General features: G+C 70.9%; 14 protein-coding genes and 1 tRNA gene. 3 read left to right on the forward strand and 12 right to left on the reverse strand.

The genetic code is table 11. From position 1 onward, the window contains the following. Positions 1-3: 3 nt before the first annotated feature. Complete coding sequence (locus tag JG540_RS05580) at positions 4-435, forward strand: hotdog fold thioesterase (RefSeq protein WP_200274683.1); 432 nt, start codon at positions 4-6, stop codon at positions 433-435. An 83-nt stretch (positions 436-518) separates the two neighbouring features. Here JG540_RS05580 and JG540_RS05585 read toward each other — a convergent pair whose 3' ends face one another. Beyond that, positions 519-1,151 (reverse strand): ANTAR domain-containing response regulator, encoded by a 633-nt coding sequence (locus JG540_RS05585; RefSeq protein ID WP_200274684.1) that lies wholly within the window; start codon positions 1,149-1,151, stop codon positions 519-521. Between the two features lie 55 nt (positions 1,152-1,206). Between JG540_RS05585 and JG540_RS05590 the strand changes: the two genes are divergently transcribed. Then, a tRNA-Leu gene (locus JG540_RS05590) sits at positions 1,207-1,283 on the forward strand. A gap of 155 nt (positions 1,284-1,438) precedes the next feature. On the opposite strand, the gene pyk is transcribed toward JG540_RS05590, so the two are convergent. The 8 genes from pyk to hisF all read right to left on the reverse strand — a co-directional run bounded on the left by pyk (position 1,439) and on the right by hisF (position 9,839). Continuing rightward, positions 1,439-2,869: a pyruvate kinase gene (gene pyk, locus JG540_RS05595; RefSeq protein WP_200274685.1), complete on the reverse strand. Its 1,431-nt coding sequence runs from the start codon at positions 2,867-2,869 to the stop codon at positions 1,439-1,441. A 72-nt stretch (positions 2,870-2,941) separates the two neighbouring features. Next, positions 2,942-3,973 carry a prolipoprotein diacylglyceryl transferase gene (gene lgt / locus JG540_RS05600; protein ID WP_200274686.1) on the reverse strand — a complete coding sequence of 344 codons (1,032 nt, stop codon included), beginning with the start codon at positions 3,971-3,973 and terminating at the stop codon, positions 2,942-2,944. Positions 3,974-3,981: 8 nt separating this feature from the next. Next, positions 3,982-4,806 carry an indole-3-glycerol phosphate synthase TrpC gene (locus JG540_RS05605; RefSeq protein WP_200274687.1) on the reverse strand — a complete coding sequence of 275 codons (825 nt, stop codon included), beginning with the start codon at positions 4,804-4,806 and terminating at the stop codon, positions 3,982-3,984. A 203-nt stretch (positions 4,807-5,009) separates the two neighbouring features. Next, positions 5,010-7,010, reverse strand: a complete 2,001-nt coding sequence (locus tag JG540_RS05610) for an OPT family oligopeptide transporter (protein ID WP_200274688.1) — start codon at positions 7,008-7,010, stop codon at positions 5,010-5,012. 262 nt (positions 7,011-7,272) lie between these two features. Further along, positions 7,273-7,659: a phosphoribosyl-AMP cyclohydrolase gene (gene hisI / locus JG540_RS05615; RefSeq protein WP_234042692.1), complete on the reverse strand. Its 387-nt coding sequence runs from the start codon at positions 7,657-7,659 to the stop codon at positions 7,273-7,275. 367 nt (positions 7,660-8,026) lie between these two features. After that, positions 8,027-8,413: a DUF2752 domain-containing protein gene (locus tag JG540_RS05620; RefSeq protein ID WP_200274689.1), complete on the reverse strand. Its 387-nt coding sequence runs from the start codon at positions 8,411-8,413 to the stop codon at positions 8,027-8,029. Next, complete coding sequence (locus tag JG540_RS10335) at positions 8,414-8,983, reverse strand: DUF4190 domain-containing protein (RefSeq protein ID WP_234042693.1); 570 nt, start codon at positions 8,981-8,983, stop codon at positions 8,414-8,416. Positions 8,984-9,065: 82 nt separating this feature from the next. Beyond that, complete coding sequence (hisF, locus tag JG540_RS05630) at positions 9,066-9,839, reverse strand: imidazole glycerol phosphate synthase subunit HisF (protein ID WP_200274690.1); 774 nt, start codon at positions 9,837-9,839, stop codon at positions 9,066-9,068. 165 nt (positions 9,840-10,004) lie between these two features. Here hisF and JG540_RS05635 point away from each other — a divergent pair, with 165 nt between their 5' ends. Next, complete coding sequence (locus JG540_RS05635) at positions 10,005-10,730, forward strand: nucleoside/nucleotide kinase family protein (RefSeq protein WP_200274691.1); 726 nt, start codon at positions 10,005-10,007, stop codon at positions 10,728-10,730. A 5-nt stretch (positions 10,731-10,735) separates the two neighbouring features. Here JG540_RS05635 and JG540_RS05640 read toward each other — a convergent pair whose 3' ends face one another. The 3 genes from JG540_RS05640 to JG540_RS05650 all read right to left on the reverse strand — a co-directional run bounded on the left by JG540_RS05640 (position 10,736) and on the right by JG540_RS05650 (position 13,516). Then, entirely contained in the window at positions 10,736-11,815 is a 1,080-nt protein-coding gene (locus tag JG540_RS05640; protein ID WP_200274692.1) for a hypothetical protein, read from the reverse strand. Positions 11,816-11,891: 76 nt separating this feature from the next. Continuing rightward, complete coding sequence (gene pafA, locus JG540_RS05645; RefSeq protein ID WP_200274693.1) at positions 11,892-13,337, reverse strand: Pup--protein ligase; 1,446 nt, start codon at positions 13,335-13,337, stop codon at positions 11,892-11,894. After that, positions 13,334-13,516: a ubiquitin-like protein Pup gene (locus JG540_RS05650; protein WP_200274694.1), complete on the reverse strand. Its 183-nt coding sequence runs from the start codon at positions 13,514-13,516 to the stop codon at positions 13,334-13,336. The genes pafA and JG540_RS05650 overlap by 4 nt, the downstream gene beginning before the upstream one ends. Positions 13,517-13,572 lie beyond the last annotated feature (56 nt).

The following is a 13,572-nucleotide window of genomic DNA, read 5'->3' on the forward strand; positions in this document are numbered from 1 at the left end:
GGTATGAGCAGCACTGAGCAGCCCCCCACGCCTGCCCTACCCCCTGGCACCGCCCCGCGCTGGGCGGAGGCGGAGGCGGGCACCCTCATGGAGACCCTGCGTATGGAGGTGCTGGAGCGCGGCGCCCAGCGCACGGTGGTGCGCATGCCGGTAGCGGGCGCGCTGCAGGTGGTGGGGATCCTGCACGGTGGGGCCAGTGCGGCGCTGATCGAGACGGCGGCCTCCGTGGCGGCCCGGGAGGCGGCCCCGGCGGGCACGGTGCCGGTGGGGGCCGAGCTGGCTGTCTCGCACCTGCGCCCCGTGCGCCGGGGCCTGGTGACGGCGACCGCGGTGCCCCGGCACCTGGGTCGGCGCTCCGCCCTGTACGCGGTAGACGTGGTGGACGAGCAGGGCCGTCTGAGCGCCACGGGGACGCTGCGCAGCCTGTTCGTCTGAGCCGCAGCGCGTCTGAGCGGCAGCGGAGACCGCCCGGCAGGCGGCGGCCCGGCAGGCGCCGACGGCGGACCGCGCTGCCGGGCTCAGTCCTCGGCGCTGTCCTTGACCTTGGCGGGCTTGGAGCCCCCACCCACCTGCTCGATCACCGCGTCGGCGACCTCGCGCATGGTCAGGCGCCGGTTCATGGAGGTCTTCTGCAGCCAGCGGAAGGACTCGGGCTCGCTCAGGCCCATCTTCTCCATGAGCAGGCCCTTGGCGCGGTCCACGCGCTTGCGGGTCTCGAAGCGCTCGGTGAGGTCAGAGATCTCGTTCTCCAGGGAGATGAGCTCCTCGTGGCGGGAGTAGGCGATCTCCAGGGCCGGCACCAGGTCCGCCGGGGTGAAGGGCTTGACGACGTAGGCCATGGCCCCGGCGGCGCTAGCCCGCTCCACCAGCTCCTTCTGGGAGAAGGCGGTCAGCATGACCACGGCGCAGGAGTGGTCAGCCAGGATGCGTTCGGCCGCGGTGATGCCGTCCATGACGGGCATCTTCACGTCCATGACGCACAGGTCCGGCTCGTGCTCGGCCACCAGGCGCACGGCCTCTTCACCGTCAGCGGCCTCAGCCACGACTTCGTAACCGGCGTCGGTCAGGGTCTCGACAATGTCGAGGCGGATAAGGGTCTCGTCCTCGGCGACGAGTACGCGGCGCTTCTTTGGCGCGGATTCGTTGCTCACGGGAGCAGCCTAGTATGCTCTGAGGCGTTCGCGGCCGACCTTCGTCGTCCAAAGAGCCTCCGTAGCCCAATTGGCAGAGGCATCCGACTCAAAATCGGAGTGTTGTGGGTTCGAGTCCCACCGGAGGTACCACCAAGCAGGCACCCGCCAGGCCGTGCCTCCCTGCTCCCAGGGAAGGCCAGCGTGGCGGGTGCCTTTCTGCTGGTGCGGGGCCTGCTTCTGCTTGCAGGCCCCGCCAGGTCTCAGTGCTGTATCAAGTACTGGCTCGGTGCTTCCTCAGCGCTGAATCAGTGCTCGTAGACGGCCTGCTCCCCCACGTGGTGCACGCGGATGGAGTTGGTGGAGCCGGGCGTGCCCGGAGGCATACCCGCCACGATCACCACGGTGTCCCCCGGCTGGGCGATGTGCTTGGCCTGCAGCAGCTCGTCCACCTGGGCCACCATGTCGTCGGTGTGCTTGACCTCCGGCACCTCATAGGACTGCACGCCCCAGGAGACGGCCAGCTGGTTGCGGGTGGTGCGTAGCGGGGTGAAGCACAGCAGCGGGATCGGGGAGCGCAGGCGGGCCAGGCGCCGCGCGGTGTCCCCGGACTGGGAGAAGGTGACCAGGTAGGAGGCGTCCAGCAGCTCACCCATGTCGGCGGCGGCGCGGGTGATGGCCCCACCACGGGTCTGCGGGTAGGAGCCCAGGCCGGGGATCCGCTCCCCGCCGTTCTCCTCCACGTTCTCGATGATGCGGGCCATGGTGCGCACGGCCTCGATCGGGTAGGCGCCCACGCTGGTCTCCCCCGAGAGCATGACGGCGTCGGCGCCGTCCAGGATCGCGTTGGCGCAGTCAGAGGCCTCCGCACGCGTGGGGCGGGGGTTCTGGATCATGGACTCCAGCACCTGGGTGGCCACGATCACCGGCTTGGCCTGGCGGCGGGCCAGCTCGATGGCACGCTTCTGCACCAGCGGCACGGATTCCAGGGGCATCTCCACCCCCAGGTCACCACGGGCCACCATGATGCCGTCGAAGGCGTCCACGATGTCAAAGAGGTGGTCCACCGCCTGGGGCTTCTCAATCTTGGCGATCACCGGGATGCGCACCCCGACCTCGTCCATGATGTCGTGGACGTCCTTGATGTCGTTGGCGTCGCGCACGAAGGACAGGGCGATCAGGTCCGCGCCGATCTTCAGGGCCCAGCGCAGGTCGTCGCGGTCCTTCTCCGACAGGGCGGGCACGGACACGGCCACCCCGGGCAGGTTGATGCCCTTGTTGTTGGAGACGTATCCGGGTACCTCCACGACGGTGACGACGTCCGTGTCAGTGACGGCCTTGACCCGCACCGCCACGTTGCCGTCGTCGATCAGCAGCCGGTCCCCGGGGCGGCAGTCGCCCGGCAGGCCCTTGAAGGTGGTGGAGCAGCGCTTGACGGTTCCCAGCACGTCCTGGGTGGTGATGGTGAACTCGTCACCCTTGTGCAGCTGGACCTTCTGGTCGTTGACAAAGCGCCCCAGGCGGATCTTGGGGCCCTGCAGGTCCACCAGGATGGCGACCGGCTGGCCGGAGGACTCGGCGGCGGCCCGCACGCGGGCGATGACCTCCTCCTGGTCCTCCGCGCGACCGTGGCTGCGGTTGATGCGCGCGACGTTCATGCCCGCGTCGACTAGAGCCTGTACCTGCTCCGGGGAGTCGGTGGCGGGGCCGAGGGTGCAAACGATCTTCGCTCTACGCATGGCACCAGCCTAAGCGACGGGCCGCCTTTAGGGTCCGTTACGGGCGCACGCCCCTAAGGGTTGCGACCAGTCTCACGGTGTGGTGGAGGGCTCGCGGCCCCCAGCCTGCGGCCTCGCCGTCGCCCCCGGCCCGGCTACAGCCTGTGCCTCAGCCTCCGGCGCGGTCTCAGCCGCCTTGCCTGTCTCGGCCTCCGTCCCCTCCTCCGTCAGCTCCCGGGGCTCATGGCCAGTACCTGCGGCGACGGCGGGCACGGCGTCGTCCGGGCCCCGCCGCGTGGTCCACACGTAGCCCGCCAGGCCCACGGCGAAGACCAGCAGGGAGGTCCACACGTTCAGCCGCAGGCCCCCGACCACCTGGGCCTCGTCGACCCGCAGCATCTCGATCCAGGCCCGTCCGGCGGTGTAGACCATCAGGTAGGCCCACATGATCCGTCCGCCGGTGGCTCCGCCCCCGGCCTTCAGACGGCGACCCAGCCACAGCAGCGCCAGCACCCCACCCACGTTCCACAGCGCCTCGTACAGGAAGGTGGGGTGGAACAGGGTCCCGGAGGCGTAGCCCGCCGGCAGGTGGGCGTCGTCGATCTCCAGGCCCCAGGGCAGGTTTGTGGGTCCGCCGAAGAGCTCCTGGTTGAACCAGTTGCCAAAGCGTCCCACCGCCTGGGCGGCCAGCACCCCGGGTGCGAGAGCGTCAGCGAAGGGGGCCACGCGCAGGCCCCGGCGGCGCAGCATCAGCGCGCAGGCGGCCGACCCGGCGGCGATACCTCCCCAGATTCCGATCCCCCCGTGCCAGATCAGCGGGATATTGGCCAGGCTGCCCTCCGGGCCGAAGTAGGCGTCCGGGGAGGTAAGCACGTGGTAGATGCGGGCGCCCACGATGCCCACCGGCACGGCGACCAGCGCCAGGTCCGTGACCACCTCCTTGGCCCCGCCTGCCGCCTGGTAACGGCGCTCCCCCCACCACACGGCCAGGAACACGCCGGTGAGGATGCACAGGGCGTAGCCCCGCACCGGCAGCGGCCCCAGGTACCACACCCCCTGGGAGGGGCTGGGGATCGAGGCGCCCGCCAGGGCGGCGTGCCACGGAGCCAGCAGTGTCATTGCCATGGGCATCTTTACTTGACCTCTCGGTTAGCGGCTGCGATAAGGGCGGGGTGCGCGCCTGCGGCCACCAGCTCGGCCACGAACTGCTGCGGGTCGGCCGAGCGCAGCACCGCCTCCCCCACCAGTACCACGTCGGCGCCGCAGCGGGCGTAGCCCATGACGTCGTGGGGGCCGCGCACGCCCCCCGCCACCACACGCACGACCTCCGGCGGCAGCACCTCCACCACCTGCTCGAACAGGCTGCGGTCCACCGTGCCGGTACGCAGGTCACGGGCGTCCACCATAACCACCTCGGCCCCGGCCTCTACGGCGGTCAGGGCCTCCCGGCGGGTGTGGACCTCCGCCACGGCGGTCATGCCCAGGGAGTGGGTGCGGTCTATCAGCCCGGCCAGGACCACGTCGGGCACCACGGAGGCCAGCAGCACCAGCATGTCCGCCCCGTGGGCGCGGGCCTCGTGGACCTGGTAGGGCGTGACCACCACGTCGTTCATCAGCACCGGCACGTCCACCGCCGCCCGCACGGCGTCCAGGTCCGCCAGGCTGCCGTGGTGGGCCGGCTCGGTGACCACGGAGACCGCCGCGGCCCCGCCCGCCTCATAGAAGCGGGCCATGACGCCACAGTCCCCCACCCCGGACAGGTCCGCGAAGGTGGCGGTGGTCCGCTTGACCTCCGCGATCACGGAGACCACCCGTTCCTCGTGGCGCAGCACCTCCAGGGCGCAGCGGGCTGAGGGCACCTGGCGGGCGAGCTCGCGCAGCTGGTCCAGCGGCAGCGCCGCCTCGCGAAGCTCCTGCGCGCTGCGGGCAGCGGCTGCTAAAGCCTCAAGGTGCCTCATTGCCCGTTCCTTCCGACAGCCCATAACAGTGCGCTGCGAGCCGTCTCATGACCTAATCGTGTCCGGCCCGGGTCCTATAAGCAAATCCGTCCACCTAAGGGACTGCCGGGGCCAGGTGCAGCAGCCCTGGCCCCGGCAGGAGGGCTCCCTCCCAGGCCTGTGGACGCGGCCGCACCCACCTGGGCGGCGTCGTCGGGACCGGCTCAGTCCGCAGTGCCCTCGCGGCGCGCCAAGCGGTACAGCGCCCAGATGAAGCCCGCGAACAAAGCCACGCCCAACCAGATCGCGACGCCTGCAAAGCCCTCCGGCACGATGGCCAAGGGGGCGTCCTGGCCGGAGGCACCCACGATGCCGGCGAAGCACACGCCCCACAGGCTCTCACCGACGATCATGCCGGTGGCCACCAGGGTGCCCATGCGCTTGGCGCGCTCCGGGTTGGCCTGCCGGTCCGCCCACTTGTCATGGACCATGCCCAGTACCGCGCCGATAGGGATCATGATGGTGATCGCCATGGGCAGGTACATGCCCATGCCCACGGCCAGTCCCGGCAGGGACAGGCGCTTGGTGTAGCGGCGCAGCAGGGCGTCAACCACCAGCACCACCACGCCGATGCCCGCCCCCAGCAGCAGCAGGCGCCAGTTCAGGTCCCCGCCGAACACGCCACGGATCAGGTCCGAGATCAGCGAGGCCTGGGGGGCGGCCAGGGCGTTCTCCCCGGCCCCCGGAGCACCCTGGAAGCCGAAGGCCCGCTGCATCAGGTTCAGTACCGGCGGGATGACGACCGCTCCGAAGCCCACCCCGATAATCAGGGCGACCTGCTGCTTCCAGGGGGTGGCACCCACCAGCTGGCCGGTCTTGAGGTCCTGCAGGTTGTCGTTGGAGATGGTGGCGATGCCGAAGACCACCGCGGCGGTGAACAGGGTGTAGGCCACCAGGGCGGGCAGCTGGTCAGGCTGCACCGGGCCGTGGACGGTCTTGACCAGCAGGGCCGCGGCGATGGCCACGATGATTCCCACCCCGGAGATGGGCGAGTTGGAGGCCCCGATCAGACCTGCCATGTACCCGCACACGGAGGCCACGGCCAGGCCGGTGAGCAGCACGAACACGATGGAGACAACCACCAGCCCCACCACCGAGTGGGCGATCACCGTGCCCTGCACGAAGAGCCACAGGAGCGCCCCGATAGGCAGCATGGAGGCCAGGGTCACCCCGATCACGACCTTGGCTGAGAGGTCCTGCTCCACGATCTCCACGCTCTGGCCCGCCTCCCGCCTGGAGGTGGAGGCGATGGACTCGCGGATGCCCACGATGATGGGCCTGAGCAGCTTGAGCAGGGTCCACACGGCCGCCACGGCGATGGTGCCCGCGCCGATCAGCCGCACCTCCTGCTTGAAGGCCGCCCCCACGGCTGCGGACAGACCACCCGCGCCGTCGATCTCCCCCCAGCTCTGGACCGGCAGCAGCACGCCGTAGGAGATCAGCAGGCCGACGATCATGGCCGCTCCGACGCCGACGCCCACCAGGTGCCCCACGCCGATCAGAGCCAGGGACAGGGAGCCTGCGGCCATGGAACCGCCGGAGCCGACCTTGAACACCCCGGAGACCTCGGTGGCCACGGCCTTCAAGGAGCCCAGGACCGCGAAGCCCGCCGAGGCCACGCCGCCCCAGATGATCGCCAGCAGGCCCCGCCGGGACTCCTCCACGCCCTCGTTGGTGTCCCCGACCTTAAGCACCTCGGCCGCCGCGACCCCCTCGGGGTAGGGCAGGTCCGAGTGGGTGACCAGGGCCCGGCGCAGCGGGATGGAGTACATGACGCCCAGCAGGCCGCCCAGGGCGATCACGAACACCGACTGCCAGTAGGGGAAGCCCTGCCACCAGCCGACCATGACCAGTCCCGGCAGCACGAAGATGATCGCCGAGAGCGTCCCCGCCGCCGAGGCGATAGTCTGAACGATGTTGTTCTCCTGGATCGTGTGGTCCTTGAAATAGCGCAGGACCGCCATAGAGATGACCGCGGCGGGGATGGAGGTAGCAAAGGTCAGCCCGGCCTTCAGGCCCAGGTAGACGTTCGCAGCCGTGAAGACGAGCGTTATGAGGCCACCGATGACCACGCCACGCAGCGTCAGCTCCTTCACGCTTGCGGCGGTGCTGCTCGCCCCGGCTGGCTGGCCGCTGCTGGCGGACCCGGATGACGGTGAGGACATAGAAGGTGCTCCCGGTTGTGTCTTTCCCGGGCACGCGCCGTACACGCGCCCCCGGCTTTGACCGTGACGCTAGCACCGCCGCACGTTTCCAAGCCGTGACCGCCGTTCCTAGGTGAGATCACTCACTTAGGCGCCCCTATGTCCGGCAGCCGCGGGACGACGGCGCAGCCGGTCTGTGGCTGCGGTGGGCTGGGAGGCCGGCCTGGTGCTGGGACGAAGCCGGAGCCGGTCTGTGGCTGTGGTCTGCCGCGGGGCCGGGGCCTCAGCGAGGCGGGCTGCCCACCTGCGCCCCCAGGTCACCGCCAGCCCGGAAGCAGCTGTGCGCCCCCGTGTGGCAGGCGGCCCCCACCTGCTCGACCTCCACGAGCAGGGCGTCGCCGTCGCAGTCCAGGCTGACCGCCTTGACGTACTGGGCGTGCCCGGAGGTGTCCCCCTTGCGCCAGTACTCCTGCCGTGACCGGGACCAGAAGGTGACCCGCCCCTCCACCAGGGTGCGCCGCAGGGCCTCGTCATCCATCCAGCCCACCATGAGCACCTCCCGGGTACCGTGCTCCTGCACCACCGCGCACACCAGGCCCTGCGCGTCCCGCTTCAGCCGAGCGGCAATCTGCGGGTCCAGTCGGTCTGCGGGGGTTCCTGGGGTGCTCACGCCCAGCAGTCTCCCACGCCCGGCCCGGCACACCACCACCAGCCTGGGTGGAGCCACCGTCGGTTGCTTGCCCGGCCCCGGGGCCAGGGAGCGCCGCTACCAGCCTGGGGGCCCTACGTGGTACGTCAAGGTGCGGCAGCTAGTTCGGGTGCTGGTCGGGGGGGGTATGGGGCGTCGTCCGTGGTCATGGCGGGTAGTTGAGCTGCGGGGTGACCTGGGTGCGGTGGGGCGTGCCCACCCCACCCCGACTTGTGCATTTCGGCGCGAGTGGTGCGGTATTCCGGCACCACTCGCGCCGAAATGCACCAGTGGAGGCGCAGGGGGTGCCCCGGCACGGGGGTGGCGCCCAGGCGGCTGTCGCGGGCACTCAGCCCCACACCGGGGCGGTCGGCGGCCCCAGGTAGGCCGCCAGCCAGGGCTGGAGCCAAGGAGTGTTGCGCAGCACCATGAAGACGCCGAGCAGACTCACCAGCACCAGCACCTCGCGGGGGCTGAGCAGGGCGTTCAGGGCCGCTACCGGGTCCTTGATCCTCTCCCGCAGTACCCGGTAGACCAGGCGGAGCAGCACTGCCAGCAGCAGGAGGAGCACCAAGGGGGCGATCGGGTTCCAGGCGGGCACGGCCGCCCAGTCACCCCGCAGCATGGCAAAGGTCGCCCGGGTACCGCCGCACAGCGGGCACCAGTAGCCCGTCAGCGAGTGGAACAGGCAGCCGACCGGAAGCGGCCAGGCTGTCAGCAGGGCCGACACCGCCATCTAGTACCCCGTTTCCGCGGCGTAGATGGAGAAGTAGTACCCGATCCCGATCCAGACCACGATCGAGAGGAGGCCCACGACTATGGCCGCGACGGACACTCCCTTGTTGTCGGCGTGCCCGTTGCTCGCGGCGACCAGACCAGCGATACCCAGGCCGATCCCTAGCACCTGCCCTACACCGTAGGTACAGCACAGGAGGGACAGGACGCTCAGTCCCAGGGCCCAGTAACCCAGCAGGTTGGAGCTGGTCCGGGCGCTTGCGGCGGCCAGCTGCTGGACCTGCGCCATCACCGGGTCGTAGACCGGGGTGGCCGGGTAGGCCCCCATGGCTGGCTGGGGTCCGGGGTAGGGCTGGGCACCCGGGTAGCCACCCACCACAGGGCCGTAGCCGGGGTAGGGAGTACCTGCCTGCGGGAGGGAGGCCGCGTAAGGGTCCGGGCTGGCTGCCTGCTGGCCGTACGGTTTGGAGCCGGGAGCGGCACCAGGCACGGCGCTGCCGGCCTGGGGAGGGCCATAGGCACTGCCCTGGGGCGGGCCGTAGGGATTAGGGGGGTACGGGTAGTTGGTCATCAGCGCTCGTCACGGGTTCGGTCCAGTCAGGTGCCACAATGCTATCTGGCCGTCCAGGGCCTGTACCCCCAGGTGGGTAGTACTACCACCTGACCTCCAGGCCCGCGGCCGCCATGGCCTCCTTGGCCTGCCGCACCGTCATGGTGCCGAAGTGGAACACGGAGGCCGCCAGCACCGCGTCCGCACCGTGCCGGGCGGCCTGGGCGAAGTCCTGCGGGCTGCCCGCCCCGCCGGAGGCGATCAGCGGCACGCTCACCACCCGGCGCACCTCGTCCAGCATCTCCAGGTCAAAGCCCTCCTTGACGCCATCGGCGTCCATGGAGCTGAGCATGATCTCCCCGGCACCCAGCTCAACCGCACGCGCCGCCCAGGCCACGGCGTCGATACCGGTGGAGCGGGAGCCGCCATGGGTGGTGACCTCGTAACCGGACTCGGTGCGTACCCCCGCCGGGCAGCGCCGCGCGTCCACCGAGACCACCAGCACCTGGTTGCCGAAGCGCTCCGCCACCTGCGCGATCAGCTCCGGCCTCTCTATGGCGGCCGTATTAACCCCGACCTTGTCGGCCCCGGCCTGCAGCAGCCGGTCCACGTCCGCCACGGAGCGCACGCCCCCACCGACCGTCAACGGCACAAAGACCTGCTCCGCGGTGGCTGAGACCACCTCCAGCATGGTGGCGCGCCCCTCCCGGGAGGCGGAGACGTCCAGGAAGGTGATCTCGTCGGCGCCTTGGCTCTCGTAGCGGGCCGCCAGCTCCACCGGGTCACCCGCGTCCCGCAGGTCCTGGAAGTTCACGCCCTTGACTACCCGCCCGTCCTTGACGTCCAGGCAGGGGATCACACGAATGGCTAGGCTCATGGCTCTGCTCCCGGCTGATCGGCGGCCGGCACCTGGGTGGTGACGGCGGGCCACCGCCCGCAGGCGGCCGGCGGGCCCAGGTTAGCCTGCGGCCGCTGCCCCTCGGGACCTGGCGGCCCTGGTTCCCAGGTTCCCAGGTGCGTCCGCGACCACTAGCCTCAGCGCGTGAGCAACGCACCCCTGTCCGCGCTCGGCGACCTGCCGGGACGGTGGCCTGGCACCGTGCCCGTGCTGCCACGGGAGACGGCGGTGAGCGTGCTGCTTGACCGCATGCACCTGGAGCACCAGGCACTGGTCCTGGGCGTGCGTCCCGCCGGTCTGGGCGGAGGCAGGCGGTGCAGGCGCTGGCAGGGCCTGGTGGTGCTGGTGGACGGAGGCAGCGGCGCGGGCAAGACCCACCTGTGCCAGGAGCTGCTGGCGGGCCTGCGCCGTTCAGGAGCTCCCTTGCACCAGCCGCTGTCCCTGGACGAGCTGGTGCCCGGCTGGGAGGGGCTGGAGGAAGGAGTAGGGACCGCCGCCACGGTGCTGCGCGCCCTGGACGCCGGGACCACCGCCCGGGCCCGCACCTGGGACTGGGAGCGGATGCAGCCCGGGCCCCTGCTGGAAGTGCCTCCTCTGGCTGGCGGGGTGCTGCTGCTGGAGGGCTGCGGGGCCCTGGCCTGCGCCACCCAGCCCCTACCACGGCTGCGGGTGCTACGGATCTGGGTGGAGCTGGACCGGCGCAGCCGCCTGGAGCGGGTCCGGCGGCGTGACGGCTACACGTGGGACATCCAGGCATGGGAGGACCAGCAGGCCCAGGTGGGACGGGCCTGGGACGGGGCGGACCCACGGTGGTGGCCCAACCTGGTGGTGCAGGGGGCACCGGGGACGCCCGCAGCCAGCAGCGGCTAGGACGCCTAGGAGGCGGTCGGGGCCGCGCTGGGCTTGACCACTACCACCTGGTCAGCAGGAGGATGGGTTGGCGCACCGGCCGAAGCCTCCTGGTTGTCGACCGCCAGGATGTCGATCGCCAGGGCCACCGGCACGTCACCACGCGCCTCAGCGGCTGGCAGGGCGATCAGGACCCGGGAGCCGACCCGCACGTCACGCAGGTGGTTGGCCGCGGCGGTGAAGATGTCCTTCATGGCCAGGCGGCACGGCACGACGGCGTCGCCGTAGCAGTCCGTGATCGGTTGGCCGGTCTTCCAGTTGACCATCGTGTACCGGGCGACGAGCGTGTCGCCGTCCTTGACCTGCTCTCCCTCCCCCTCGACCAGCACCTCCTCCCGGGAGGTGGTCGGCTCAGGCAGACCGTTGGGGGAGACGGTGACCTTGCCGTCTTCTCCCATGGTGAACACCGGCATGTCCGCAGGCGCCGCCACCTCCTTGCCGCTGGCACGCAGGCCCAGTATGTCCACGACCGTGATCTCCAGGATCGCCTTGCCGTCAGGCTGGGTGACCGGGGACCTGAGCACCATGCGCGTGCCCTCAGTCAGGCCGACGATCCGCCAGGACAGGTTCTCACCGACGGTCTCCGCGCTCAGGGAGCCGAGGAAGAACCTGCGGCCCGTAGCGTTGCCGGTCGTGTTACTGCCGTCAGCGCCCGAGAAGGTGGACACCGACAGCATCACCGGCTCCCCGCCAGCAACCTGCCGGCCACCACCTTCCAGGACGATGTCGGAGAGGACCTCCTGCACAGGCAGGATCGGCCCGTTGAGCTTGACTGCGGGCACCGCGCCCACACGGCCCGCCACGTCCATGAGCTCGTCCAGCGGGGCGTCACCAGGCAGGGCAGCCCCCGGCTGGAGCGGCACGGCGCTCGGCGTCGGGGTGGCGGCCACGACCGGGCTGGTACGCCGGGAGGTCAGCAGGGGTAGGGCCACCATCACCGCTACCAGGGCCACGGCTATCAGGGCGATCACCCAGGTGTCTGGGCGCTTACGACCCAGGGTCGCGCCAATGACCTTCTGCGCGCCCGCGACCGCAGGGGGATCCACACGGGCTGCCCTGCGCCTGCGTGGGCTCGGTGACTGCTCGGCCAAGATCGCCTCCTTTACGCACCTGGAACGGTCTTTACACACTTGGAACGGTACGGACCGGCTCATCCTCTATCGCGCGGAGCAGGTCGTCAACGCGTGCGTCTGTGCTCTTGAGCGGATCGCGCAGCGCGACCGTTGGGGTTGAGCCGTCTTCCAGCCGGAGATTGACCCAGTCCACAGCCAGGTCCTTGCGCCGGGCCCGCGCCCGGGCCACCGCCAGGCCCCGCAGGTGGGCTCGGGTGGTGGTGGGGGCGTGGTCCAGGGCGTGGCGGCAGGCGGCCTCGTCCACGACACGGCGCAGGAGACCCTGGGCCTCCAAGCGGACGCGCAGGCCGTCCTGGGCGGAGACGTCGTGGTAGGCCAGCAGCAGGCGGGCCACGCGCGGGTCCTCCAGCCCCACCCTGTTACGGGCCTGGTAGCGCTCCACCAGCATGAGCTTGGCGGCCCAGTCCAGCTCAGTGGAGACGGCGGCCGGGTCCTGGGTCCGCAGGGCCTCCAGCCCCCGCCGCCACAGCCGCAGGACCTCCTGGTGCAGGGGGCTCAGCTCCAAGGACTCGCAGTGGGCGCTCACCCGCGCCAGGTGCTCCTCCTGCAGCTCCAGGGGGGTGATGGTGCGCCCGTCCGCCAGCTCCAGGCGGGCCCGGGCGCTCAGGTCGTGGCAGGTGTCGCGGATGGCGCGCATGGGCTCGGCCAGGGCCAGGTCGCTGAGGTCCCCGCCCTGCTCCAGGTAGTCCAGGAGCAGGTCCATCTGCCCCACCTTCAGCAGGGTGGAGCCCTGGGCGATGTTGGAGTCCCCCACGATCACGTGCATCCGGCGGAAGCGCTCGGCATCCGCGTGCGGCTCGTCCCTAGTGTTTATGAGCGGGCGAGCCCGGGTGGTGGCCGCGGAGACGGCGTCGTGCATCTGGTCAGCCCGCTGGGAGAAGACGTAGCGGGCGGGCCGCTGCCCGGTGGGGTCCACCTGCACGTGCCCGGCCCCGACCAGGACCTGGCGGGTGACCAGGTGTGGCACCAGGGTGCGGGCGTCGTTCCAGAAGCCTGCGCGCCGGTGCACCAGGTAGTTCTCGTGGCAGCCAAAACCAGACCCCTGGGAGTCCAGGTTGTTCTTGAGCAGGTGCACCCGCCCCGGCACCCCCTGCTCAGCCAGTCGGGCGTTCGCCTGGGCGGCCAGCTCCGCCATCATCAGCTCACCCGCGCGGTCCTGGGCCAGCAGGTCCTCCAGGCGGTCGCACTCGGAGGTGGCGTACTCCGGGTGGCTGCCCACGTCCAGGTAGAGGCGGGCCCCGCCCGGGGTGAAGACGCTGGTGGAGCGGTGCTGCTGCACCACCGGGGCAAAGAGCTCGCGGGCCGCGTGGTCGGCGTCAAGGGGGGCCGGTCCCCCGCTGAGGGAGGCGCAGGTGATGCCGTACTCCGTCTCCACCCCGAACACCCGCCGGGTGAGGCTGCGGCGCCCCGGCTCCGGTGGGACGGCCTGGGTCACTGGCCGCCCTTCTGCACGAAGCCCTGCACGAAGGCGGCGGCGTTGGTCTCCAGGACCAGGTCGATCTCGTCCAGGATGCTGTCCACGCCGCTGGCCTGCATCCGCCCGGAGAGGGCCTCGACGCCGTCCGGCAGGTGCTCACCACCGCCCGGCTGGGTCTGCGCCTGGCTCTGGGACATGGTTTCCTCGCTTCCGTTCTCTGCCGGCTACGGCAGCTCGGGACGTGGCCGGGCGG

Origin of the sequence: Actinomyces weissii (assembly GCF_016598775.1) — a bacterium.
Classification (GTDB): Bacteria; Actinomycetota; Actinomycetes; order Actinomycetales; family Actinomycetaceae; genus Actinomyces; species Actinomyces weissii.